This is a genomic window from Streptomyces sp. NPDC005423, from assembly GCF_040606415.1.
Taxonomy (GTDB): Bacteria; Actinomycetota; Actinomycetes; order Streptomycetales; family Streptomycetaceae; genus Streptomyces.
The window spans coordinates 344,493-368,508 of sequence record NZ_JBEXET010000002.1; the positions used below are offsets into that span (position 1 = coordinate 344,493).

Annotated in this window: 17 protein-coding genes; 2 read left to right on the forward strand and 15 right to left on the reverse strand. The window is 71.5% G+C overall.

Annotated features, from left to right (window positions below; all coding sequences use genetic code 11):
* Positions 1-37 precede the first annotated feature (37 nt).
* The 4 genes from ABZT12_RS05390 to ABZT12_RS05405 form a co-directional block, all read right to left on the reverse strand.
* Positions 38-4,114: an Rne/Rng family ribonuclease gene (locus ABZT12_RS05390; RefSeq protein ID WP_356377593.1), complete on the reverse strand. Its 4,077-nt coding sequence runs from the start codon at positions 4,112-4,114 to the stop codon at positions 38-40.
* Between the two features lie 263 nt (positions 4,115-4,377).
* Positions 4,378-5,145, reverse strand: coding sequence for a TIGR03936 family radical SAM-associated protein (locus ABZT12_RS05395; protein WP_356377596.1), 768 nt, complete (start codon positions 5,143-5,145; stop codon positions 4,378-4,380).
* 47 nt (positions 5,146-5,192) lie between these two features.
* Positions 5,193-6,290 carry a hypothetical protein gene (locus ABZT12_RS05400; RefSeq protein ID WP_356377599.1) on the reverse strand — a complete coding sequence of 366 codons (1,098 nt, stop codon included), beginning with the start codon at positions 6,288-6,290 and terminating at the stop codon, positions 5,193-5,195.
* A gap of 272 nt (positions 6,291-6,562) precedes the next feature.
* On the reverse strand, positions 6,563-7,159 hold the full coding sequence (locus tag ABZT12_RS05405; protein WP_356377602.1) for a helix-turn-helix domain-containing protein: 597 nt from the start codon (positions 7,157-7,159) through the stop codon (positions 6,563-6,565).
* Positions 7,160-7,296: 137 nt separating this feature from the next.
* On the opposite strand from ABZT12_RS05405, the gene ABZT12_RS05410 reads away from it, so the two are divergent.
* Together ABZT12_RS05410 and ABZT12_RS05415 are read left to right on the forward strand one after the other, a co-directional pair.
* Positions 7,297-7,848: an isochorismatase family cysteine hydrolase gene (locus ABZT12_RS05410; protein ID WP_356377605.1), complete on the forward strand. Its 552-nt coding sequence runs from the start codon at positions 7,297-7,299 to the stop codon at positions 7,846-7,848.
* Between the two features lie 121 nt (positions 7,849-7,969).
* The gene (locus tag ABZT12_RS05415) at positions 7,970-8,692 is read left to right on the forward strand and encodes a hypothetical protein (protein ID WP_356377608.1); all 723 of its coding nucleotides are present in this window, start codon (positions 7,970-7,972) and stop codon (positions 8,690-8,692) included.
* Between the two features lie 26 nt (positions 8,693-8,718).
* Here ABZT12_RS05415 and ABZT12_RS05420 read toward each other — a convergent pair whose 3' ends face one another.
* From ABZT12_RS05420 to ABZT12_RS05470, 11 genes are all read right to left on the reverse strand, one after another.
* A complete protein-coding gene (locus ABZT12_RS05420; RefSeq protein WP_356377611.1) occupies positions 8,719-10,641 on the reverse strand; it encodes a TIGR03960 family B12-binding radical SAM protein in 1,923 nt (640 codons plus the stop codon).
* A gap of 83 nt (positions 10,642-10,724) precedes the next feature.
* Entirely contained in the window at positions 10,725-12,236 is a 1,512-nt protein-coding gene (locus ABZT12_RS05425) for a CYTH and CHAD domain-containing protein (RefSeq protein WP_356377614.1), read from the reverse strand.
* A 52-nt stretch (positions 12,237-12,288) separates the two neighbouring features.
* Positions 12,289-13,488, reverse strand: coding sequence for a rod shape-determining protein RodA (gene rodA / locus ABZT12_RS05430; RefSeq protein ID WP_356377617.1), 1,200 nt, complete (start codon positions 13,486-13,488; stop codon positions 12,289-12,291).
* A complete protein-coding gene (gene mrdA, locus ABZT12_RS05435) occupies positions 13,485-15,740 on the reverse strand; it encodes a penicillin-binding protein 2 (protein ID WP_356377620.1) in 2,256 nt (751 codons plus the stop codon). The genes rodA and mrdA overlap by 4 nt, the downstream gene beginning before the upstream one ends.
* A gap of 79 nt (positions 15,741-15,819) precedes the next feature.
* On the reverse strand, positions 15,820-16,488 hold the full coding sequence (mreD, locus tag ABZT12_RS05440) for a rod shape-determining protein MreD (protein ID WP_356377624.1): 669 nt from the start codon (positions 16,486-16,488) through the stop codon (positions 15,820-15,822).
* Positions 16,489-16,501: 13 nt separating this feature from the next.
* Entirely contained in the window at positions 16,502-17,443 is a 942-nt protein-coding gene (gene mreC, locus ABZT12_RS05445) for a rod shape-determining protein MreC (RefSeq protein WP_356377627.1), read from the reverse strand.
* Positions 17,444-17,596: 153 nt separating this feature from the next.
* Entirely contained in the window at positions 17,597-18,616 is a 1,020-nt protein-coding gene (locus tag ABZT12_RS05450; protein ID WP_356377630.1) for a rod shape-determining protein, read from the reverse strand.
* Positions 18,617-18,892: 276 nt separating this feature from the next.
* Positions 18,893-19,306 (reverse strand): nucleoside-diphosphate kinase, encoded by a 414-nt coding sequence (ndk, locus tag ABZT12_RS05455; protein ID WP_356377633.1) that lies wholly within the window; start codon positions 19,304-19,306, stop codon positions 18,893-18,895.
* 78 nt (positions 19,307-19,384) lie between these two features.
* On the reverse strand, positions 19,385-19,741 hold the full coding sequence (locus ABZT12_RS05460) for a DUF4233 domain-containing protein (RefSeq protein ID WP_356377636.1): 357 nt from the start codon (positions 19,739-19,741) through the stop codon (positions 19,385-19,387).
* A 6-nt stretch (positions 19,742-19,747) separates the two neighbouring features.
* Positions 19,748-21,232 carry a folylpolyglutamate synthase/dihydrofolate synthase family protein gene (locus tag ABZT12_RS05465; protein ID WP_356377639.1) on the reverse strand — a complete coding sequence of 495 codons (1,485 nt, stop codon included), beginning with the start codon at positions 21,230-21,232 and terminating at the stop codon, positions 19,748-19,750.
* 148 nt (positions 21,233-21,380) lie between these two features.
* Complete coding sequence (locus ABZT12_RS05470; RefSeq protein WP_356377642.1) at positions 21,381-24,005, reverse strand: valine--tRNA ligase; 2,625 nt, start codon at positions 24,003-24,005, stop codon at positions 21,381-21,383.
* Positions 24,006-24,016: the final 11 nt, after the last annotated feature.

The following is a 24,016-nucleotide window of genomic DNA, read 5'->3' on the forward strand; positions in this document are numbered from 1 at the left end:
GTGCGACCGGTCACAGTGACCGGTCGCACACCGGGGTTCAGTCCTCGTCGGTGGAGGCGGTGACGGAGGACGGAGCCGTCTGCTCCGCCGCCGCGGTCTTCTTCGACGTGGTCTTGGCGGCCTTCTTGGCCGTCGTCTTCTTCGCGGCCGTCTTCTTGGCGGCGGTCTTGGTGGCCGTCGTCTTCTTGACGGCCGCCTTCTTCGCCGTGGCCTTCTTCGCCGTCTTGCGGGCGGCCGTCTTCTTGGCCGGAGCCGCGTCCTCGCCCGGCGCCGCGTCCTCCGCGGTGGCCGGGGCCTCGGCGGTGGCCGGGGCCTCGGCGGTGGCCGGGGCCTCCGCGGAGGGCGCCTCGACCGCGGCCGGTGCCTCCTCCGCCACGGCCGACGGTACGACCGTGACGGCCGCCTCCTCGGACGCGGTGGACGCGGTGGCCTTGCGCACGGCACGGCGCCGGGGGCGGGCCGGAGCCGCGCTCTCGGCGGGCGCCTCGGCCGCCTCGGGCCGGTCGGCCGGGGCCGGCGTCTCGACGACGACCGGCGCGGCCTCGGTGACCGTCACCACGGCCTCCTCCGCCCCCGCGGGGGAACCGGCGGGCGCGGTCGCCTTACGGGTCGCCCGACGACGCGTACGCCCCCTGGGCGCGGCCTCGTCGACGACCGGGGCCTCAACGGCGACCGGAGCCTCGGCGACGGGCGCCTCGACGACCGGGTCCTCCACGGCGACCGGCTCGGCCTGCGCCACGGCAGCCGGCTCGGCCTCCGCGGGAACCTCGCGCTGACGCGGCTCCGCCTTCGGCGCGCCGGCCGGAGCCGACGCCCGCCGGCTCGACCGGCGCCGCGAACGCCCGCCCCGGGTGGCCGCGGCCTCCGCCTCGGCGGCGCTGCTGTACAGGTCCTCGTCGGGCACGAAGTCGGACTCCGCGAACGGGACCGGCATGGCGACCTCGGCGGCCACCTCGGCCTCGGTCTCGATCTCGAACTCGTCGGCCGACTCGTGCTCGTGCGACTCGTGGGTGTCGGTGGTGTCGTGCGGGTGCGCGTCACCGCCCCGTCCGCGCTTCTTGCGCTTACCGCCGCCGCCGGCCGACGTCGGCTGCTCCATGTGCACGATCACGCCACGGCCGTTGCAGTGGACGCAGGTCTCGGAGAAGGACTCCAGGAGGCCCTGCCCGACCCGCTTGCGGGTCATCTGGACCAGGCCGAGCGAGGTGACCTCGGCGACCTGGTGCTTCGTACGGTCGCGCCCGAGGCATTCGAGCAGGCGCCGCAGCACGAGGTCCCGGTTGGACTCCAGGACCATGTCGATGAAGTCGATGACGACGATGCCGCCCAGGTCGCGCAGCCGCAGCTGGCGCACGATCTCCTCGGCCGCCTCCAGGTTGTTCCTGGTCACGGTCTCTTCGAGGTTGCCGCCCTGACCGGTGAACTTGCCGGTGTTGACGTCGATCACGATCATCGCTTCGGTCTTGTCGATGACCAGCGAACCGCCGCTGGGCAGCCAGACCTTGCGGTCCAGCGCCTTCATCAGCTGCTCGTCGATGCGGTACGTCGCGAAGACGTCCACCTCGGAGGTCCAGCGGGAGAGCCGGTCGGTCAGGTCGGGCGCGACGTGCGAGACATAGCCGTGGATGGTCTCCCACGCCTCGTCACCGCTGACGATGACCTTGGTGAAGTCCTCGTTGAAGATGTCGCGGACGACCCGGACGGTCATGTCCGGCTCGCCGTAGAGCACCGTCGGGGCGTTGCCGCCCTTCGCCTTCCTCTGGATGTCCTCCCACTGCTCCTGCAGCCGCTCGACGTCACGGCGCAGCTCGTCCTCGCTCGCGCCCTCGGCCGCGGTGCGCACGATGACGCCCGCGTCCTCGGGGACGATCTTCTTGAGGATGGACTTCAGCCGGGCCCGCTCGGTGTCGGGCAGCTTGCGGCTGATGCCGGTCATCGACCCCTCGGGGACGTACACCAGGTAACGGCCGGGGAGAGAGACCTGGCTGGTCAGGCGGGCGCCCTTGTGTCCGATCGGGTCCTTGGTGACCTGGACGAGCACGGACTGCCCGGACTTCAGCGCGGACTCGATCCGGCGCGGGCCGTTGCCCATGCCGAGCGCCCCGAAGTTGACCTCACCGGCGTACAGGACGGCGTTGCGGCCCTTGCCGATGTCGATGAAGGCGGCCTCCATCGACGGCAGCACGTTCTGCACCTTGCCGAGGTAGACGTTGCCCACGTAGGAGGTCGACTGCTCCTTGTTGACGTAGTGCTCGACGAGCACGTTGTCCTCAAGGACGCCGATCTGGGTGCGCTCACCGCTCTGCCGGACGACCATCACGCGCTCGACGGCCTCACGGCGGGCGAGGAACTCCGCCTCGGTGATGATCGGGACACGCCTGCGGCCCTGCTCGCGGCCTTCCCGGCGGCGCTGCTTCTTGGCTTCGAGGCGCGTCGAGCCCTTGATGGACTGCACCTCGTCGCTCGGGTGCTCGTCCTTCTTGGCGCGCGGCTCGCGGACCTTGACGACGGTGCGCTCGGGGTCGTCGGTGGACGGGTCGGCCTCGCCGCCCGAGTCACCGGCGCGACGGCGCCGACGCCGGCGGCGACGGCTGCTGCTCGATCCCGAACCACCGTGCTCGTCGTCGGCGTCGTCGGTGTCATCGGCGTCGGCCTCGTCGGCCTGCTCGGCGGTGTCCGCCGGGTCCTGGTCGGCGTGCCGCTCGTCCTGCTCGTCGCCGTCCTCGTCGTCACCCGCGGCGTCGGCGTCGGCGGAGTCACCGCGGCGACGGCGACGGCCGCCACGCCGGCGGCGACGGCGCGAACCGGGCTCCTCGGTCTCGTCCTCGGCGTCCTCGACATCGTCGAGGTCCTCAGCGTCCTCGACGGTCTCGTCGCGCACTTCCTCGACGACGGGCTCGACAGGGACGACGGCCGGCTCGTCCACGGCGGGGCCGCCACGGCGACGGCGCCGACGGCGGCCACCGCTCTCCTCCTCGACGGCCTGCGCGGGAGCGGACTCCGCCTCCGGCTCCGCGGGCTCCGGGAGGATCTCGTCCTCCTCGGCCTCGGCGGCAGCGGCGGCAACGGCGCGCTCCACGGTCTGGAACATCGGCTCGGCGAAGACCGGCGCCTGGAACACGGCGACGGCGGGCCTGGCCGGCCGACGCGGAGCGTCCGAGTCCCGGCCGGTGGCCGGTGCGGGCGCGGAGAACCCGGCGGCGGGCTGGCGTACGGCCCGGCGGCGACGGCGCGAGCCGCCCTCGGTCTCCTCGGCGGCCTCGGCGGCCTCGGTCTGCGCGGCGGGCGCGGGAGTCTCGTCGTGCACAGGGGCCTCCTCGCCCAGGGGCGCCTCTACGGGCGCGGAGCCGCGGCGCGTGGCGCGACGGCGCGTCCGGCGGGGGGCGGCACCCTCGACGGACTCGTCGGTGTCGTCGGCGTGGGCGTCGTCCTCGGACACTTCGGCGGGGCCGGTCGCCTCGGGGGCGGGGGGCTCGACGCTCTCGGCGCCCTGCGGAGTCGCGACGGGCGCGGTCGCCCGCCGGGTGGCACGCCTACGGCCGCGACCGGCCGGAGCGGGCTCCTCGTCCTCCTCCTCGACCGGGGCGGGGACGGGCGCGTCAACGGCTTCGGCGGCGGGTGCCTCCTCCACCGCGGCGGCGGGCGTGGAGACCCGGCGCGTGGCGCGACGGCGGGCCCGGGGCGGCGCGGCCTCCTCGGCGGTGCCGTCGTCCCCGGCGCTCTCGTCGGCGGCCTCGGTCGCCGTGGCGGCGACTGCGGGGGTCACCACGGCCTCGGCCGCGGCCGTGTCCTGCACGGGGGCGGCGGCGGGCGTGGTGACCCGGCGGGTCGCACGACGGCGCGTACGGGCGGCGGGAGCGGACTCCTCGGCCACCACCGGTGTGTCAGCGGCGGCGGCCGTGTCGGCCACCGTCTCGTCGGCCGCGACAGCCTCGGCTGTCACGTTGTCCGCGCGGTCTGCCGTGCCATCCGCCGTACCGGGGGTCCCGGGGGCGGTCTCGGCGGCCGGCGGTCCCGCCGGCCGGGATGCCGCGCGGCGCCGACGGCGCGGCGGCAGCGTGTCGCTGGGTGTGGTCGGTTCGGAACCCTCGATGGGTTCGGTCGGTTCAAGCATGCGGGCGTTTCTCCCGTCAGGCTCCCGGGCGCCGCACCTGGTCCGGCATGATCGCCGGTGACGTCCGCGGCTCGCGCGTTGCGCGGTGCCGCCGTCCGGGGCGCGGGCGCCGCACGGGAGCTCTCTGTGTCCTGTCTCGCCGGTTCCGTACGCCCAGATGCGGACGGCCTGGCGAAAGTCTTGTGGTCGGTGCGCTGCCCGACCCAGGTGGCTCCCGAGTCCGAGGGCGACGCTACGACGTCCGTCCCTACGCGGAACCTTCCCTACACCGGCGCCTTCGCGGCGGCAGCTTCGGTGACCGTGGCATGCGCGGTCACTACTGCTTCGCGGTCGGGCGCGAGCGGGTCGGTCACCGTGCCGGTCTCTTCATCGAACAGCCCCTGCGCCAGCCTGGTCACCGCTGCGGCGACCGGCGGCGCCAGGTCGGCCACGGCGCGAAGACCGGACAGGACGTCGTCGGGTCGAACGGCAGGCGTCACGTGCCGAACAACCAGCCGCAGTATCGCACAGGGCTGGTCGGTCGGCCTATCGGCCTGGGGACGGAGCGCCTCGAGACCGGCTACGGCGGACCGGGCGTCGAAGGTGCGCAGGCCGTTCTTGGCCATGCGGGTGACCTCGACGGTCTCGGCCGCTTCGAACGCGGCCACGGCACGCTCGGCCTCCTCCAGCGCCACTCCGTCCAGCCTCAGCTCCCAGACGGAAGCCGTGAGCCGGTCGGCGAGTCCGGAGGTCCGGGCCTCGACCGCGTCGACGATGTCGAGCCCGGCGGGCATCGACTCGTCGAGCAGGCGGCGCAGGGTCTCGGGATCGCGCGCGGCGGTGAGCGCGATCTCCAGGTACTCCGCCTCACTGCCCGTGCCGGTGGGTGCGGCATTGGCGTACGACACCTTCGGATGCGGCGTGAACCCCGCCGAGTACGCCATCGGCACCTCGGCGCGGCGCAGCGCACGCTCGAAAGCGCGCTGGAAGTCACGGTGGCTGGTGAACCGGAGGCGGCCGCGCTTGGTGTAGCGCAGTCGGATGCGCTGCACCGCGGGTGCGGGCGGCGGGCCTTCGGGCTGTCGCTTGCCCAGTGTCGTCAGTCCTTCGTGAGAGCGGTCGTACTGCTCTCCAGAATACGTGTACCGGCGTCGTTCGGTTCCCGCGAGGGCACCGGCTGCCGCCGGACCGGTTCGCCGAGGAGCAGCCGGCGGACGTCCGCGCGGGCCTGCCGTACCGTCTCGCGGGCGATGCCGAGCGCCTGCCGGCCGAGGCGGCCCGCACCGCGCGCCGCCTCGGCGGCGGGCCGCAGGACCAGGTCCCGTACGGCGTGCCCGACCGGTCTGAGCACCGTCCGGTGGAACCAGCTCGCCGGGGCCACGAGGATCCACCGGAGAAGGGTGCCGAGGACCCGGCCGACGGCGAGCGAGAGGTACCCGGCGATCCGCCAGGCGTGTCCCAGGGCGCCCCCGACCTCCCGCCCCACCACGAGGAGGGCCCGGCCTGCCGGGGTGAGGACTCCGCGCCACAGGGCCGTCGCGGGGAGCACCAGCAAAACACGGGCCGTCCAGTACAGGACCGTGCCCAGGCCGGTGAGGAGCAGGCCCACGAGCCGCGCGACGCCCGCGGCGCACCGGGCGACCGCGTGTCCCAACGGGGTGAGCACGCGCGCGTACAGCCATCCCCCCGGCAGCACGAGCACGTACCGCGCCAGCAGGGCGAGGAACCGGTACCCGCCGCCCGCCAGCGCGCCGAGCGCGGAACCGACGCCCCGGAGGAGCCACGCCAGCGCGTGCCCGACAGGGGTGAGCACGCGCGCGTACGCCCACATCAGGGCGGTCCCGGCCGCGCGTCCGGCGGGGATCACGACGTACCGGCAGAACCCGCCGAGGGGGACGAGCAGAAGGACGTTGGCGAGCCACCCGAGGGCCTGGGCGAGGGGCACGACGAGGTACCGCCACAGCGCCGCCCACGGCCGGACGAACACCACGCGGCCCAGTGGCCGCAGCACCGCGCGGTACAGGAACCGGCCGCCGCCGGCGAGCGCGTCCCAGACGAGCCGCACCGGCACGACCAGCACGAGGACGACGATCCGCACGGGCACGCGGATCGCCACGGCGAGACATCCCTCGGGCGCCTGCGCGGGCGTACGCGCCAGGGACTGCGCGCCGGGGGCGACGGCCTTTTCGGTGTCCATACCCGTCAAGACGCGCGGGCGTCCGCTTCGGATGCCCCGATCCAGCACCGCGTGTTCTCGTCCCGCCCGTCCTCGAACGCCCCACCGTCGACCTCGATCACCTCACGGGAGCGGCACGGCCCGGAGTATCGCGGAGGCGTCCTCCCGCATGATCTCCAAGAAGAAGGCGCCACAACGAATATGACGGGTCGTCAGTTTCTGCTCAGCCGATCACCGATCACCGATCCAGGAGACGACGAGGTGAGCGCGCCCGAAAGCGGAGTGCGCCGCGCTCAGTCGGCCGGTCCGAGGAGCGCCTCGACGATCTCGCGCATAGGGGCGGCGAGTTGGTCGGCGGTCGCGTCGCGCAGCGGTCGGAGCCCGACGGAGGAGCGGACGACGGCGACGCCCACGCCGAGCGCGACGAGGAGTTGGGCCCGGAGCAGGAGGTGATCGTCGTCGCCCGCGTCGGCGGCTTCGAGGATCCGGCGGGCGTACTCGCCGAGGGCGTCCTGGCGCAGTTCGTCGGTGTGCCGGTCGCCGGAGGTGCGCAGCAGCATCAGTACCGGGTGTTCGCCGAACTCGGGCCAGGCGTCGGCCGACAGCTGACGGCCGAGCGCCTCGGCGAGGGCGGTGCGGCCCTGGGGGAACTCGTCGCCGCCGCCCGGGAACCGGGGTGTCGCCGCCAGCGCCGCCTTGAAAAGCCCCTCCTTCGAGCCGAAGTAGCGCTTGATCAGGGCGAGGTTGACCCCGGCGTCGGCGGCGACGTCCCGCAGCGTCGTGCGGTCGTAGCCGAGGCTGATGAAGCGGCCGTGCGCGGCGTCCAGGAGCGCCTGCCGGGTCGCCGCCGCGTCCCGGCGGCGGGGGCCGCGGGCTTCGTTCGTCTCCACCGGGGACCTCCCTGGACCGGCCGGGTAATCACTTGTTGACATGCGCGTTGACATGCCGATCGGGCCCCGTTACGTTACCAAGTAATCACTTGTTTACTTAGCTCGCCGAGCGAGCACCCCGTCTCGAAAGGGCACCGGTGGCCAAGCAGGCTCTCCTCGTCATGGACGTTCAGCGCGTGATCGTCGACCGCTATCCCGACCCCGCCTATCTGCCGCGCCTGCGCGGGGCGATCGACGCGGCCCGCGCGGACGGGATTCCGGTGATCTACGCGAGCGTCGGGTTCCGGCCCGGCCGCCCGGAGATCAGCCCCCGCAACAAGATGTTCGGCAGGCTCGCCGCCGCCCCGGAGCCGCCCGGCTCGGAGCGGGCGAGCGAGATCCACCCGCATGTCGCCCCCGAACCCGGCGAGGTCCAGGTCACCAAGCGGCGAGTCAGCGCGTTCGCCGGCAGCGACCTCGACATGGTCCTGCGGGCCAACGACATCGACCACCTGGTCCTCACCGGCATCGCCACCAGCGGCGTCGTCCTGTCCACCGTCCGCCAGGCGGCCGACCTCGACTTCGGTCTCACGGTGCTGTCCGACGGCTGCCTCGACAACGACCCTGAGGTGCACCGCGTCCTCACGGAGAAGGTGTTCCCGCACCAGGCGGACGTACGGACGGTCGCCGAGTGGGTCGCGGCCCACTGACGCCCCACCCGCCCCGCCACCGGCGCACGGCCGCTCGACCGCACGCCCCTTGCACACCAACACTCCCTTACCGGGCATACGAGGCGCTGATACTACGGACTCCTGAACAAGGGGGACGAAAGTGACGCGTACCGACACAGGCTCCGACGACGACACCGCGAGCCACGAACCGCGGGGCGAGCACGGCAGGAGCGCCAACCGGAACAGAATCCTGATCGCGTCCATCGGTGCGGCGGCGGTCGTCGCGGCCGCGGCCGTCGGAGCCCTGCTCGCCGACAACGGCGGCACGGGCGGCACGCCGGCGGCCACCACCCTGGAGGTCTCCACCCCTACCACCGCGACCACCGCCGCGGACGCCTGCGACCTGCAACGACTCGCCGACTCCTGGGACCGGCCGCCCTCGCAGCGCTACAACGAATCTCTCTTCGCGGGTCGCGAGGCGCCCACCGTCTACACCCAGGTGGCCGGCGCGGACAACGACCCCGAGATCAACGTCAGGGGCCAGGTCAGCCTGGACATCCCGGCGGGCCAGGTCCTCTACCTGATCACCAGGCCCGACCCCGACTCCAAGGACCAGTACGGCCACTCGGGCAACGGCCGCTTCTACCCGGGCACCCCCATCTCCCCCACCTCCAGCGGCTGCTGGGAGGACGACAACCACCGGGTCGGCTATCCCGGCGTCAAGGGCATCAGCGAGACGTACCTGCTCGTCCTCGTCGGCGCCGACCAGGCGGCGAAGTTCCCGGCCGACCGCAGGGCGAAGAACTGGGACGGCTACAACGCGGAGCAGTGGCGGGCCATCAGCAAGATCGACGTCATGAACTTCCACGTCTCGACGGCCTGACCGGGCACCGGCCTCCCGGCCCTCCCCTACTTCACCGTCAACGGCAGCAACTTCGCCCCGGTGGGCCCGATCTGGATGGCGGTGTCCATCGCCGGGCACACCCCGCAGTCGAAGCAAGGGGTCCAGCGGCAGTCCTCGACCTCTGTCTCGTCGAGGGCGTCCTGCCAGTCCTCCCAGAGCCAGTCCTTGTCGAGGCCGGAGTCGAGGTGGTCCCAGGGGAGGACCTCCTCGTAGGCGCGTTCGCGGGTGGTGTACCAGTCGACGTCGACACCGGCGGCCGGGAGGGTCTTGTCGGCGCAGCGCATCCAGCGGTCGTAGGAGAAGTACTCGCGCCAGCCGTCGAAGCGGCCGCCGTCCTCGTAGACGGCGCGGATGACCGCGCCGATCCGGCGGTCGCCGCGGGAGAGGAGGCCCTCGACGATGCCGGGCTTGCCGTCGTGGTAGCGGAAGCCGATCGAGCGGCCGTACTTCTTGTCGCCGCGGATCTTGTCGCGGAGCCTGCCGAGGCGGCTGTCGGTCTCCTCCGCGCTCAGCTGCGGGGCCCACTGGAACGGGGTGTGCGGCTTGGGCACGAAGCCGCCGATGGAGACCGTGCAGCGGATGTCGTTCTGGCCGGAGACCTTGCGGCCCTCGGCGATCACGTTCATCGCCATGTCGGCGATCTGGAGGACGTCCTCGTCGGTCTCCGTGGGCAGGCCGCACATGAAGTACAGCTTGACCTGGCGCCAGCCGTTGCCGTACGCGGTCGAGACCGTGCGGATCAGGTCCTCTTCGGAGACCATCTTGTTGATGACCTTGCGCATCCGTTCCGAGCCGCCCTCGGGTGCGAAGGTCAGGCCCGAGCGGCGGCCGTTGCGGGTCAGCTCGTTCGCCAGGTCCACGTTGAAGGCGTCGACGCGGGTGGAGGGGAGGGAGAGACCGACCTTGTCCGCCTCGTACCGGTCCGCCAGGCCCTTGGCGATGTCACCGATCTCGCTGTGGTCGGCGGAGGAGAGCGAGAGCAGGCCGACCTCCTCGAAACCGGTCGCCTTCAGGCCCTTCTCCACCATGTCGCCGATGCCCGTGATCGAGCGCTCGCGCACCGGGCGGGTGATCATGCCCGCCTGGCAGAAGCGGCAGCCGCGGGTGCAGCCCCGGAAGATCTCCACCGACATCCGCTCGTGGACCGTCTCCGCGAGCGGGACCAGCGGCTGCTTGGGGTAGGGCCACTCGTCCAGGTCCATGACCGTGTGCTTGGAGACCCGCCACGGGACGCCCGACCGGTTGGGGACCACCCGGGCGATACGGCCGTCGGCGAGGTACTCGACGTCGTAGAAGCCCGGGATGTAGACACCGCCGGTCTTCGCGAGGCGCAGCAGCACCTCCTCGCGTCCACCGGGGCGGCCCTCGGCCTTCCAGCCGCGGATGATGTCCGTCATGTCGAGCACGGCCTGCTCGCCGTCGCCGATGATCACCGCGTCGACGAACTCGGCGATCGGCTCCGGGTTGAAGGCCGCGTGGCCGCCCGCGAGGACGATCGGGTGGTCGAGGGTGCGGTCCTTCGCCTCCAGCGGGATGCCCGCGAGGTCGAGGGCGGCGAGCATGTTGGTGTAGCCCAGCTCCGTGGAGAAGGAGAGGCCGAACACGTCGAAGGCGCCCACCGGCCGGTGGCTGTCCACCGTGAACTGCGGGACGCGGTGCTCCCGCATCAGCGCCTCGAGGTCCGGCCACACGCTGTACGTGCGCTCGGCGAGGACACCGTCCCGCTCGTTCAGCACCTCGTAGAGGATCATGACGCCCTGGTTGGGCAGGCCCACCTCGTAGGCGTCCGGGTACATCAGCGCCCAGCGGACGTCGCACTCGTCCCAGTCCTTGACCGTGGAGTTGAGCTCGCCGCCGACGTACTGGATCGGCTTCTGCACATGCGGCAGCAGGGCTTCGAGCTGCGGGAAAACCGACTCGGCAGGCATCGCGGCGTAACCTTCGTGAGCTGAGCTGGACAGGGGTGACCATCCAGCGTAGCGCGCCCCGGACCGCCGCCCTTACGCCCGGCTCAGAGCGCGGGCCCGTGCGCGATCCGCTGCCACGCCCCGGGCAGCTCCGCCTCCACGGCCGCCGCGCGCCGCTCCTCACGGCCGTACAGCAGGCCGTAGGTGAAGGTGTTCTCCCCGGCCGCGTGGGCCTGGCGGGCGAGGTCGCGCAGCGCCTCGCGGGCCAGCACGCTGTCCTGGTGCTCGCCGAGGAGGCCCTGGAGGGACTTCATCGACGTGGCCAGTGCGGCGGCCGGGTCGCCGAGCGCGGGGACGGCCGCCTCCGCCGCGTACCGGGCGCGCTTGGCCTTCTTGCGGGCCTCGTGCAGCGCGGTGTCCCGTGCCTCCCCCGGCTCCTGGTCCAGGGCCCGCCCGACCAGCGCGGCCACCGTGGCGAACTCCTTCCGTACGGCCTTGGCGACCGCCTTCTCCGGTCCGCCGGCGGCGCCTGGCAGCAGCGGCGGTGCGGCGAGCAGGGTGTCGAGCGCGGTGAGCAGGGCGAGGTATCGCCTGCCGTCCAGTACGGCGATCAGGCGCCGCCGGGAGCCGCCGCGGCGGGCCTGGGTCCAGGTGCGCAGCCGGCCGCGGACGGGACCGGCGAGGAGGGTGCGGGGCAGTTCGGCCAGGGCCGCGGTCAGCCGGTCGGCGAGCACCTCCATGTCCCGGTCCACGCCCAACTCGCTTGCCAGCCATTTGAGTTCGGCGCCGATCGGGTCGGTGACCGTGCGGTCGAGGATCTTGCCGTAGGAGTGCAGGGCGCTGCGCAGCCGGCGGGTGGCGACGCGCATGCGGTGCACGGAGTCGGGGAGGTCGCGGCGGACGGCGGGGTCGAGTTCGACGAGGGCGTCGCGCTGGGCGCGGAGGTAGGCGAGGACGTGGTCGGCGGCCGTGACCGGGTCGGCGGCGGGGGGCTGTTCGCGGGCCGTGCGCCGCTTCTCGGGGGTGGTCTCGTCGAGTGCGCGGGCCAGTTTGGAGTGGGCGGCGGAGGGGCGTACGCCCGCCTTGCGCAGGCGTTTGTCGACCTTGTCGAGGAAGGCCGGGTCGCCGCCGTCGGCGAGTTCGACCTCGATCTCGGTCCACTGGGCGCGGCTGCCACCGCCGGTGAGCCGTTCGGCGTGGACGGCGTCGACGCTGACCTCGGCGAGCAACGTGCCGTCCGCGTCGAGGAGTTGGCGGATGTCGCGGGCGGAGCGGAGCCGGACCTGGGGCAGCAGTTCGGCGTCGCGCGCCCGGGAGCGGACCAGGCCGGCGAGGGCGCGGGGCACGGTGTCGGAGAGGGGTGCCCGGATCTCGTCCCGTACGCCGGGGGCGACCGGGAACTTGAGGTGCCACCCCGCGTCGCCGCCGCCGGTGCGGCGGCGCAGGGTGATCGAGGCGGCGTGGAGGCTCTGGGCGGCGGTGTCGTAGTAGACGGCGTCGAGTTCGACCACGCCCTTGTCGATGACGGCCGCGACCCCGCCGACGGCGGTCAGGTCGGGCAGGCCGCTCTCGTCGGACTCGTACTTCCGCTCGATCTCCCGCTTGGTGTCCGCCATGCCCCGAATGTAGTCACCGTCGTGCCCGGGCGGCAGGGGTCGTCGCCGCCCGCTACGCCGACATCGGCCGCTGCACCCGGATCGACTGGAGCAGCCCGATAGCCACCCACACCGCGAACATCGAGGACCCGCCGTAGGAGACGAACGGCAGGGGGAGGCCGGTGACGGGCATGATACCGAGGGTCATGCCGACGTTCTCGAACGCCTGGAAAGCGAACCAGGCGACGATGCCGGCGGCGACGATCGTGCCGTACAGCTCGGTGGTCTCACGCGCTATGCGGCAGGCGCGCCAGAGGATGACGCCCAGCAGGAAGAGGATCAACCCCGCGCCCAGGAAGCCGAGTTCCTCGCCCGCGACGGTGAAGACGAAGTCCGTCTGCTGTTCCGGCACGAACTGGCCGGTGGTCTGCGAGCCGTGGAAGAGTCCGGCGCCGGTCAGTCCGCCGGAACCGATCGCGATCCGGGCCTGGTTGGTGTTGTAGCCGACACCGGCGGGGTCGAGGCTGGGGTTGGCGAAGGCGGCGAAGCGGGCGATCTGGTACTCGTCCAGGATGTGCAGCTGCCACACCGCGATGGCGCCGAGGGCGCCCGCGCCGAGGAGGCCGAAGACCCAGCGGTTGGAGGCGCCGGAGGCGAGCAGCACGCCGAGCACGATGATGACCATGACCATGACCGACCCGAGGTCGGGCATGAGCATCACGATCAGCATCGGTACGGAGGCGAGGCCGAGGGCCTGGAGGACGGTGCGGTGGTCGGGGTAGGGCTTGTCGCCGGCGTCGACGCGGGCGGAGAGCAGCATCGCCATGCCGAGGATGATGGTGATCTTCACGAACTCGGAGGGCTGGAGCGAGAAGCCGCCGCCGAGCACGATCCACGAGTGGGCGCCGTTGACGGTGGAGCCCAGCGGGGTCAGCACCAGCAGGATGCCGAAGACCGAGGCGCCCCAGAGGATCGGTACGGCCGTGCGCAGGGTGCGGTGGCCGAGCCAGATCACGGCGGTCATCATGGCGAGCCCGATGCCGGTGTTCATCAGGTGGCGGATGAGGAAGTAGTACTGGTCGCCCTGGTTGATCTCGGTGCGGTTGCGGGTCGCCGAGTAGACCAGGACCGAGCCGATCAGGGAGAGGCCGATCGCCGACAGCAGTATCGGCCAGTCCAGGCGGCGGCCCACGGAGTCCCGGGCGAGGACCCGGGTCCAGCCGGCCCGCCGGGGGCCGTAGCCGGAGACGGAGAAGCTGTTGGCGCCGGTCATGTGAGCATCCTCCGGCTTCCCCGCCTGCGCGGGCGCCTTCGCGTGTTGCGGTTGGTGCCGTTGGTCGGGGAGGGCGAGGTGGCGGGGGGCTGGGTGCCGCTGTCGCCTGCGGCCGTGTCCTTCGGGGTCGCCTGGAGTTCCTTCGCCGGGTCGCCGGTGATCTTCGGCGCGGCGATCGTGCCGTCCGTCCGGACCTTCGGCAGGCCCTTCTGCGGGGTGGGCAGCAGCGCCTTCTTCTTGTCGACGGAGCCGTCGGCCTGGACGCCGTAGAGCGCGCTGTAGATGTTGCGCACGGCCTCACCGGAGGCGCCGGAACCCGTACCGGCCTGCGCGATCGTCATGACGACCGTGTAGTCCTTGCTGTACGTCGAGAACCATGACGTCGTCTGCTTGCCGTAGACCTCGGCGGTACCGGTCTTGGCGTGCAGTTCGATCTTGTCCTGGGGCCAGCCCTGGAACTTCCAGGCGGCGGTACCGCTGGTGACGACTCCGGCGAGGGCCTTGTCGATGCCCTTGTGCGTCGCCCGGCTGATCGGCAGCTTGGCCTTGACCTGGGGCTTGATCTCCTGGACGGTCTTGCCGTCGGGGCTGACGATCGCCTTGCCGATCGTCGGGACGTACTCGGTGCCGCCGTTGGCGAGCGCGCCGTAGATCATGGCCTCCTGGATCGGGGTGACGAGGGTGTCGCCCTGGCCGATGGAGTAGTTGATCGAGTCGCCCTCGCGCATCTTGTTGCCTTCGAGGCAGTTCTCGTAGGCGATCTTCTCGACGTACGTGCCGTCCTTCTTGCCGGACTTGCACCAGGCGGACTTGTTCGCCTTCCAGTACGCCTCTTTCCACTGGCGGTCCGGGACGCGGCCGGTGACCTCGTTGGGCAGGTCGACGCCGGTGGTCTTGCCGAGGCCGAACTGGTGGGCCGCCTTGTAGAAGTAGTCCTTGGGCTCACCCTTCTTCGGGTTGATCCCGCCGTCCTTCTTCCACTGGGCGTCGGCAAGACCGTAGAAGACGGTGTCGCAGGAGACCTCCAGGGCCCGGCCGAGCGAGATGGGGCCGAAGTTCTCGCCCTCGAAGTTCTTGAAGACCTGGCTGCCCACCGAGTACGAGCTGGTGCAGGGGTAGCCGCCGTCCCAGGTGTAGCCGGCCTCGACCGCGGCGGCGGTGGAGACCACCTTGAAGGTCGAACCGGGTGCGGACTGACCCTGTATGGCCCTGTTCAGCAGCGGGTAGTCGGAGTTCTTGCCGGTCAGCTGCTTGTAGTCCTTGGCGGAGATGCCGCCGACCCAGACGTTCGGGTCGTAGGTCGGGGCGGAGGCCATGGCGACGATGCGGCCGGTCTTGGCCTCCATCACGACGACGGCGCCGGAGTCGGCCTTGTAGTTCTCGCCGGTGATCTTGTCGAACTGGGTGCGGGCCGTCTTCATCGCCTCGTCGAGCTGGTACTCGGCGACGCGCTGCACCCGGGCGTCGATGCTGGTGACCAGGTTGGAACCCGGCTCGGCCGCGTCGGACTTTGCCTTGCCGATGACCCGGCCCATGTTGTCGACCTCGTAGCGGGTGACACCGGCCTTGCCGCGCAGCTGTTTGTCGTACTCGCGCTCCAGGCCGGAGCGGCCGACCTGGTCCGAGCGGAGGTACGGCGAGTCGCTCGACTCGGCCTGCTGGATCTCGTTGTCGGTGACCGGCGACAGGTAACCGAGCACCTGGGCGGAGTTGGAGTCGCCGGGTGCCGCGTACCGGCGGACGGCCTCGGGCTCCGCGGTGATGCCGGGGAAGTCCTCGGCACGCTCACGGATCTGCAGGGCCTGCTTGGCGGTGGCCTCGTCGGTGATCGGGATCGGCTGGTAGGGCGAGCCGTTCCAGCAGGGCTGGGGCGTCTTCGCGTCGCAGAGCCGGACCTTCTGCAGGACGTCCGCGGCCTTCAGGCCCAGGACGCCCGCGAGCTTGGTGAGGACCGCCCGGCCGTCGTCCTTCTGCTTCAGCAAGTCGGTACGGGAGGCGGAGACCACCAGCCGGGTCTCGTTGTCGGCGAGGGCGACTCCGCGCGCGTCCAGGATGGACCCGCGGACGGCCGGGTCGACGACCTGCTGGACGTGGTTGCCGGAGGCTTCCTTCTGGTAGGCGGCGCCCTCACGGATCTGGAGGTACCAGAGGCGCCCGCCGAGGGTGCCGAGGAGGGACAGGACGAGGATCTGGATCACGATGAGACGAATCTGGACCCGTGGGGTCCGTCCGGTCTCCGGGATGTTGGTCACTGGTACTGCCTCCCCCTCTCGATGTGTGTCCGAGTCATATCCGACGGACCTGTGAGGCCGGACGCCAACTCCGCGCTGCTCAAAGCCGCTTGACCCCCTTGATACGGCCCGCGCGGGCGACGCGCGCCCGGGCGGCCCTCACCCGCAGGCCGCCGCGCCGGCCGCCGACCCGCAGGCCGGTGCCCGAGGAGAGCCAGCCGGACGCGATGTCGTTGCCGGCCGCGGAGTTGGTCTCGGCGAGCGGGTCGTTGTCCGCGCGCCGGGCCAGCGCCATGATCCCGGGGACCACGAACGGCGCGAGCAGCAGGTCGTACAGGGCGGCCGTGAACAGCAGGTTGGCGAGGCCGACATGGCGGGCGGCGGTGTCGCCGACGAGGGCGCCGACACCGGCGTAGAGGAGGGTGGTGCCGACGGCCGCGGCGACCACGACGGCCATCGGGCCGGTGGCGGACTTCAGCCGTCCGTTCTCCGGTCGGGCGAGGCCCGCGAGGTAGCCGATGACGCAGAGCACGAGGGCGTAGCGGCCGGCCGCGTGGTCGGCGGGCGGGGCCAGGTCGGCGAGCAGGCCGGCGCCGAAGCCGATCAGGGCGCCGGCGACATGGCCGTAGACCATGGCGAGGCCGAGGACGGTGAGGAGGAGCAAGTCCGGGACGGCGCCCGGGAGATGGAGCCGGGCGAGGACGCTGACCTGGATCACGAGGGCGACGACGACCAGCGGGACGGAGAGCAGGATCCGGTTGACACGCATGGGGGATTCGCTCCTACTGCTGTTGCTGGCCGTCGACCGGCGCGTTCGCGGACGGGGTGACCGTGACGGTCACCGTCGGGGTCGGGGTCGGCTTGGGCTTCGCGGGCAGGACCGTGTCGCGCGGGTCCTTCTTCGGGGCCTCGACGACGACGCCGACGATGTCGAGTTTGGTGAAACCGACGTACGGCGTGACGTAGACGGTGCGGGTCAGGCCGCCGCCGGAGGGGTCGACCCGGGCGACCACGCCGACCGGGACGCCCGGCACGAAGGGCTTGTCGGCCTGCGAGCCGAAGGTGACCAGCCGGTCGCCCTTCTTCACCTCCGCCTTGCCGTTGAGGAGTTCGACGCGCAGCGGGCGGTCGCCCTGCCCAGAGGCGAAGCCGAGTTCGTCGCTGCCCTCCACGCGGGTGCCGACGGTGAAGTCGGGGTCGTTGGCGAGCAGCACGGTGGAGGCGTCGGGGCCGACGGTGGTCACCCGGCCGACGAGTCCGTCGCCGTTGAGGACGGTCATGTCGCGCTTGATGCCGTCGTTGGCGCCCGCGTCGATGGTGACGGTCCAGGAGAAGCCCTGGGCCGCTCCTATCCCGATGATCTGGGCGCCCTTGATCCCGTACTGGCCCTCGCCGGCCATCTTCAGCATCTTGTCCAGCTGGCCGAGGCGGCTGCGGTTGCGGTCGGCACTGCCGAGCGTCGCCTTGAGAGCCGCGTTCTCCTTCTCCAGACGGGCGAGCCGGTCGTGGCGCTCACCGGAGTCGCGGACCGCGGAGACGGCGTTGCCGACCGGGTCGACGGCGCTCGACACGCCGTTCTCGATCGGGCCGAACACCGTGGCCGCGGCCTGGCGGGCACCGTCGACCGGCGAGTCCTGCCCTCCCCGGATGTCCACCGTGATCAGCGCGAACGCTACGGCGATCAGCAGCACCAGGAGCAGCCGGCTCTCTCGTGTGTCCCTCACGTGCGACGGCCGTGCCTTCCTCATAGGAATGTGCAGTGTGCGGAGGCTTCAACAAATGCGTGGGCAGAGGCTCATGGCGGAGCATATGCCTCCATATCGACGATCCGCCGCACGAGAGGAGCTCGTCTCGTACGGCGGAATCGAAGCGTTACCTCATCTGCGCGGCTGGGCGTCCAGGACCTGCTGGAGCGCCTCGAACTCCTCGACGCACTTGCCGGAACCGAGCGCCACGCTGTCCAGCGGGTCCTCGGCGATATGGATCGGCATGCCGGTCTCGCGCCGCAGCCGCTCGTCGAGACCGCGCAGCAGCGCGCCGCCGCCGGTCAGCACGATCCCGCGGTCCATGACGTCGCCGGAGAGCTCGGGCGGGCACTTGTCGAGCGTGGTCTTCACCGCGTCGACGATCGCGTTGACCGGCTCCTCGATCGCCTTGCGTACTTCGGCGGCCGAGATGACGACGGTCTTCGGCAGCCCGGACACCAGGTCCCGGCCGCGGATCTCGGTGTGCTCGTCGTTGTCGAGGTCGTACGCCGAACCGATCGTGATCTTGATCTGTTCGGCCGTGCGCTCACCGAGGAGGAGCGAGTACTCCTTCTTGATGTGCTGGATGATCGCGTTGTCCAGTTCGTCGCCCGCGACGCGGATGGACTGGGCGGTGACGATGCCGCCGAGCGAGATGACCGCGACCTCCGTGGTGCCGCCGCCGATGTCCACCACCATGTTGCCCGTGGCCTCGTGGACCGGCAGGCCGGCACCGATGGCCGCGGCCATGGGCTCCTCGATGATGTGCACCTGACGGGCGCCGGCCTGGGACGACGCCTCGATGACGGCGCGGCGCTCGACGCCCGTGATGCCCGAGGGCACGCAGACGACGACCCGCGGACGGGCCAGGTAGCGCCGCTTGTGGATCTTCAGGATGAAGTACCTGAGCATGCGCTCGGTGATCTCGAAGTCGGCGATCACACCGTCCTTCAGCGGACGCACGGCAACGATGTTGCCGGGCGTGCGCCCGATCATCTTCTTCGCCTCCGCGCCGACCGCCAGGATGCCACCGGTGTTGGTGTTGATCGCGACGACGGACGGCTCGTTGAGTACGATCCCGCGACCCCTGACGTACACCAGCGTGTTGGCGGTCCCGAGGTCGACAGCCATGTCACGGCCGATGAACGACATTGAGTTCCCCATCAGGATTCGTCTGGCCTTCCCGGGAGCTTCTGAGAGCTTTTCAGGTCGGCGAGGTGGGTGCTGTGACGTGAAGGCTTCCATCGTAGACGCGCCTGCACGGACACTGCGCGAGGGTCTTCGCCATTGTCAGCATGTGAGGCACCGGCTCGCTTGTGGAGACGGTCCAACGGGGGCATTCGTTCCCCCGATCGGCACGCATATGCCGGGGGACGGCCGGAACGAATCGGCCGCCCCAGGTCACGTGCGCGGGTCGCTGACGGGTATTCAGACGCGCCCGGGGAAGAAGATCTTCACCTCGCGCTCCGCGGACTCCTCGGAGTCGGAGGCGTGGATCAGGTTCTCCCGGACGATCACCCCGAAGTCGCCGCGGATAGAACCCGGCGCGGCCGCGATCGGGTCGGTCGGACCGGCGAGCGCGCGCACGCCCTCGATCACCCGCTCCCCCTCGGCGATCAGCGCGACGACCGGACCGGACGCCATGAACTCCACGAGCGGCTCGTAGAACGGCTTGCCCTTGTGCTCGCCGTAGTGCTGCTCCAGGGTGTCCTGGTCCAGGGTGCGCAGTTCCAGCGCCGTGATCCGCCAATCGGCCTTGCGCTCGATACGGCTGATGATCTCGCCGGTCAGGCCACGACGTACGGCGTCGGGCTTGAGGAGGACGAGGGTGCGCTGGGTCACGGCGGGGCTCCTTCGGATCATGACTGTGCGAGGCGTCTCACGGCAGGCCCGAGGCTACAGGGCGTGTCATGGCGCCCGTCACACAGCGTCAGGTGTAGAGGAGGCGGCCTGCGCGGCGAACCTCGCCTTCGCCTCGTCGATCTTCCGGCCGTAGTGCACGGAGGCCCACCACAGGGCCGCGAAGATCGCCCCGAGGAAGAACATCGAGGGGACGACGAAGCCCGCGGCGATCAGCGCGATCTGCAGCGCCCAGCCGAGGACGATGCCGGCCGGCCGGGTCACCACCCCGCACAGCAGGAGGCTCAGGAACATCGCGATCCCGCAGACCGTCCACACCGTGGAGGTGGTCAGGCCGGGGTCCTTCATGGCGACCAGACCGGCGAAGCCGATCACGAAGAACTCGCCGATCAGGGTGGACGAACAGAGGGTACGCACGGGTGGTCAGCCCCTCCCCAGCAGCAGTCGGGCCTCGCCCACGGTGATGACGGAGCCGGTGACGAGCACACCGCCGCCCGCGAACTCGCCGTCCTCCTCGGCCAGCGTGATCGCGGCCTCCAGGGCGTCGGGCAGGTGCGGTTCGACCTGCACCCGCTCCTCGCCGAACACCTCGACGGCGAGCGCGGCCAGTTCGTCGGCGTCCATCGCGCGGTGGGTGGAGTTCTGCGTGACGACGACCTCGGTGAAGAGCGGCTCGAAGGCTTCGAGCAGCCCTCGCACGTCCTTGTCCGCGCTGGCCCCGACCACCCCGATGAGGCGGCTGAAGTCGAAGGCCTCCGCCACGGCCTCGGCGGTGGCGCGGGCGCCGGCCGGGTTGTGCGCCGCGTCCAGCACGACGGTCGGGGAGCGCCGTACGACCTCCATCCGGCCCGGGGCGGCGACCGACGCGAACGCGCTGCGGACCGTGTCGAGGGAGAGCGGCTCGGGGCGCTGGGCGCCGACGCCGAAGAACGCCTCCACGGCGGCGAGCGCGACGGCCGCGTTGTGCGCCTGGTAGGGGCCGTGCAGGGGGAGGAAGATCCCCTCGTACTCGCCGCCCAGGCCGCGCAGGGTGAGGAGTTGGCCGCCGACGGCGACGCTGCGGGAGAGGACGCCGAACTCCAGGCCCTCGCGGGCCACCGTCGCGTCGGTCTCCACGGCCTTCTTCAGCAGCACCTGGGCCGCGTCCACCGGCTGCTGGGCCAGGATCACGGTGGCACCCTGTTTGATGATGCCGGACTTCTCCCCGGCGATCTCACCGGGCGTACCGCCGAGCCGGTCGGTGTGGTCGAGGTCGATGGGCGTGATCACGGCGACGTCGGCGTCGATGACGTTGGTGGCGTCCCAGCTGCCGCCCATGCCGACCTCGACGACCGCCACGTCGACGGGGGCGTCGGCGAACGCCGCGTACGCCATCGCCGTCAGCACCTCGAAGAAGGAGAGCCGGAACTCCTGCTGGGCGTCGACCATCTCGACGTACGGCTGGATGTCCCGGTAGGTCTCGATGAACCGCTCGGCCGAGAGCGGGGCGCCGTCGAGACTGATCCGCTCGGTGATCGACTGGACGTGCGGGCTGGTGTAGCGGCCGGTGCGCAGTTCGAAGGCGCCGAGGAGTGCCTCGACCATGCGCGCGGTGGACGTCTTGCCGTTGGTGCCGGTGAGGTGGATCGAGGGGTACGACCGCTGCGGGTCCCCCAGCACGTCCATGAGCGCGGCGATCCGGGCGACCGACGGCTCCAGCTTGGTCTCGCCCCACCGCGTGGCCAGCTCCGCCTCGACCTCGCGCAGGGCCGCGTCCACCTCGGGGTCCTCCGGGCGGCCGGGTACGTCGGCCTCCGGCCCGGCGCCCTGGGCGCGGAGCGTGCGGCTACCGGCCTCGATGACCGCGAGGTCCGGGTCGCGGTCGGTCTCGGCCTCGATGATCTCGTCGAAGGGATCGCTGTCAGTCACAGGGGCCAGTCTACGTACCCCGCCCGCGGCCGGCGGGGGCCGGTCGGGCCCACGCGGCGGAGCCGCGCACCGGCACCTCCGCGCGCCCGGACAGGGAGGGCCCCGGAGCCGCCTGGCTCCGGGGCCCTGTCTGCCGTACCGCCGCCGTCTACGCCTCCGGGAGGCGGTCCAGCTGGGCGCTGATGCGCTCGATGTCCTCGCCGGCCTTGGCGAGGCGGCCGCGGATCTTCTCCACGACGTTGTCCGGGGCCTTCGCCAGGAACGCCTCGTTGCCGAGCTTGGCCTCGGCCTGCTGGCGTTCCTTCTGGGCCGCCGCCAGATCCTTGGCGAGCCGCTTGCGCTCGGCCGCCACGTCGATCGTGCCGGAGAGGTCGAGGGCGACCGTGGCACCGGCGACCGGGAGGGTCGCCGTGGCCGCGAAGGAGTCGCCCTCCGGCTGGAGGCGGAGGAGCTGGCGGATGGCGGCCTCGTGCGGGGCGAGGGCCGTGCCGTCCAGGGTGAGCCGGGCCGGGACGCGCTGGCCGGGCTGGAGGCCCTGGTCGGCACGGAAGCGGCGGACCTCGGTGATGACCTGCTGGAGCGTGCCGATCTCCCGCTCGGCCGCCGCGTCCCGGAAACCGCTGTCGGCCGGCCAGTCGGCGATGACGACCGACTCGCCGCCGGTGAGCGTGGTCCAGAGGGTCTCGGTGACGAACGGGACGATCGGGTGCAGCAGCTTCAGCGTGACGTCGAGGACCTCGCCCAGGACGCGCTGGGAGACCTCGGCAGCCTCGCCGCCCGCCTGGAACGTCGTCTTGGACAGCTCGACGTACCAGTCGAAGACCTCGTCCCAGGCGAAGTGGAAGAGCGCGTCGGAGACCTTCGCGAACTGGAAGTCCTCGTAGAGCGCGTCGACTTCGGCGACCGTGGCGTTCAGGCGGGACAGGATCCAGCGGTCGGTGGCCGACATCCTCGACGCGTCCGGCAGCGCGCCCTCGACCGTCGCGCCGTTCATCAGGGCGAAACGGGTCGCGTTCCAGAGCTTGTTGGCGAAGTTGCGGGAGCCCTGGACCCAGTCCTCGCCGATCGGGACGTCGACGCCCGGGTTGGCGCCGCGCGCGAGGGTGAAACGCAGGGCGTCGGAACCGTACTTGTCCATCCAGTCGAGCGGATTGACCGCGTTCCCGAAGGACTTGGACATCTTCTTGCCGAACTGGTCGCGGACCATGCCGTGCAGGGCGATGGTGCGGAACGGCGGGGTGCCGTCCATCGCGTAGAGGCCGAACATCATCATCCGGGCGACCCAGAAGAAGAGGATGTCGTAGCCGGTGACCAGCACGGAGTTCGGGTAGAACTTCGCGAGCGACTCGGTCTGTTCGGGCCAGCCGAGGGTGGAGAAGGGCCACAGGCCGGAGGAGAACCAGGTGTCGAGGACGTCGGTGTCCTGGTGCCAGCCCTCGCCGGCCGGCGGCTCGTCGTCGGGTCCGACGCAGACGACCTCGCCGTCCGGGCCGTACCAGACGGGGATGCGGTGGCCCCACCACAACTGCCGTGAGATGCACCAGTCGTGGAGGTTGTCGACCCAGTCGAAGTAGCGCTTCTCCATCTCCTGCGGGTGGATGGCGACCCGGCCGTCGCGGACCGCGTCGCCGGCCGCCTTCGCCAGCGGGGCGACCTTGACCCACCACTGCATGGACAGCCGCGGCTCGACAGTCGTCTTGCAGCGCGAGCAGTGGCCGACCGAGTGGACGTAGGGCCGCTTCTCGGCGACGATCCGGCCCTCGGCGCGCAGCGCGGCGACGATCGCGGAGCGGGCTTCGAGACGGTCCTGGCCCTGGAAGGGGCCGGGGACGGTGATGACGGCGTGCTCGTCCATGACCGTGATCGCCGGGAGGTCGTGGCGCCGGCCGATCTCGAAGTCGTTCGGGTCGTGGGCCGGGGTGACCTTGACGGCGCCGGTGCCGAACTCGGGGTCGACGTGCTCGTCGGCGACGACCGGGATGGAACGGTCGGTCAGCGGCAGCCTGATGAGCTTGCCGACGAGGTGCCGGTACCGCTCGTCGTCGGGGTGGACCGCGACGGCCGTGTCACCGAGCATGGTCTCGGCCCGCGTGGTGGCGACGACGATCGCGTCGTCCCCGTCGCCGTACTTCATGGAGACGAGTTCGCCGTCGTCGTCCTGGTACTCGACCTCGATGTCGGAGATCGCGGTGAGACAGCGCGGACACCAGTTGATGATGCGCTCGGCGCGGTAGATCAACTCGTCGTCGTAGAGCCGCTTGAAGATGGTCTGGACGGCCTGGGAGAGGCCCTCGTCCATGGTGAACCGCTCGCGGGACCAGGCGACGCCGTCACCGAGCCGCCGCATCTGCCCGGAGATCTGCCCGCCGGACTCGCCCTTCCACTGCCAGACCCGCTCGACGAAGGCCGAACGGCCCAGATCGTGACGGGACTTGCCCTCCTTGCCGAGCTCGCGCTCGACGACGTTCTGGGTGGCGATGCCGGCGTGGTCCATGCCGGGCTGCCACAGCGTCTCGTAGCCCTGCATGCGCTTGCGGCGGGTGAGGGCGTCGATGAGGGTGTGCTCGAAGGCGTGCCCGAGGTGCAGGCTGCCGGTGACGTTCGGCGGCGGAATGACGATCGTGTACGGCGGCTTCCCGCTCCCCGCGTCCGCCTCGAAGTAGCCCCGCTCCACCCAGCGCTCGTACAGCGGCCCCTCCACGTCGGCCGGCACGTACTGGGTCGGCAGTTCGGGGTCGGTCGCTGATGGCTGCTGCTGAGCGTTCTCGGTCACGGGGTCAGTTT

What these genes read in the sequence shown, in the direction of transcription:
- ABZT12_RS05390 (WP_356377593.1), bottom strand. Translation starts at nt 4,114, where the DNA reads ATGCTTGAACCGACCGAACCCATCGAGGGTTCCGAACCGACCACACCC.
- ABZT12_RS05400 (WP_356377599.1), bottom strand. Translation starts at nt 6,290, where the DNA reads ATGGACACCGAAAAGGCCGTCGCCCCCGGCGCGCAGTCCCTGGCGCGT.
- ABZT12_RS05420 (WP_356377611.1), bottom strand. Translation starts at nt 10,641, where the DNA reads ATGCCTGCCGAGTCGGTTTTCCCGCAGCTCGAAGCCCTGCTGCCGCAT.
- ABZT12_RS05425 (WP_356377614.1), bottom strand. Translation starts at nt 12,236, where the DNA reads ATGGCGGACACCAAGCGGGAGATCGAGCGGAAGTACGAGTCCGACGAG.
- rodA (WP_356377617.1), bottom strand. Translation starts at nt 13,488, where the DNA reads ATGACCGGCGCCAACAGCTTCTCCGTCTCCGGCTACGGCCCCCGGCGG.
- mreD (WP_356377624.1), bottom strand. Translation starts at nt 16,488, where the DNA reads ATGCGTGTCAACCGGATCCTGCTCTCCGTCCCGCTGGTCGTCGTCGCC.
- ABZT12_RS05450 (WP_356377630.1), bottom strand. Translation starts at nt 18,616, where the DNA reads ATGTCGTTCATCGGCCGTGACATGGCTGTCGACCTCGGGACCGCCAAC.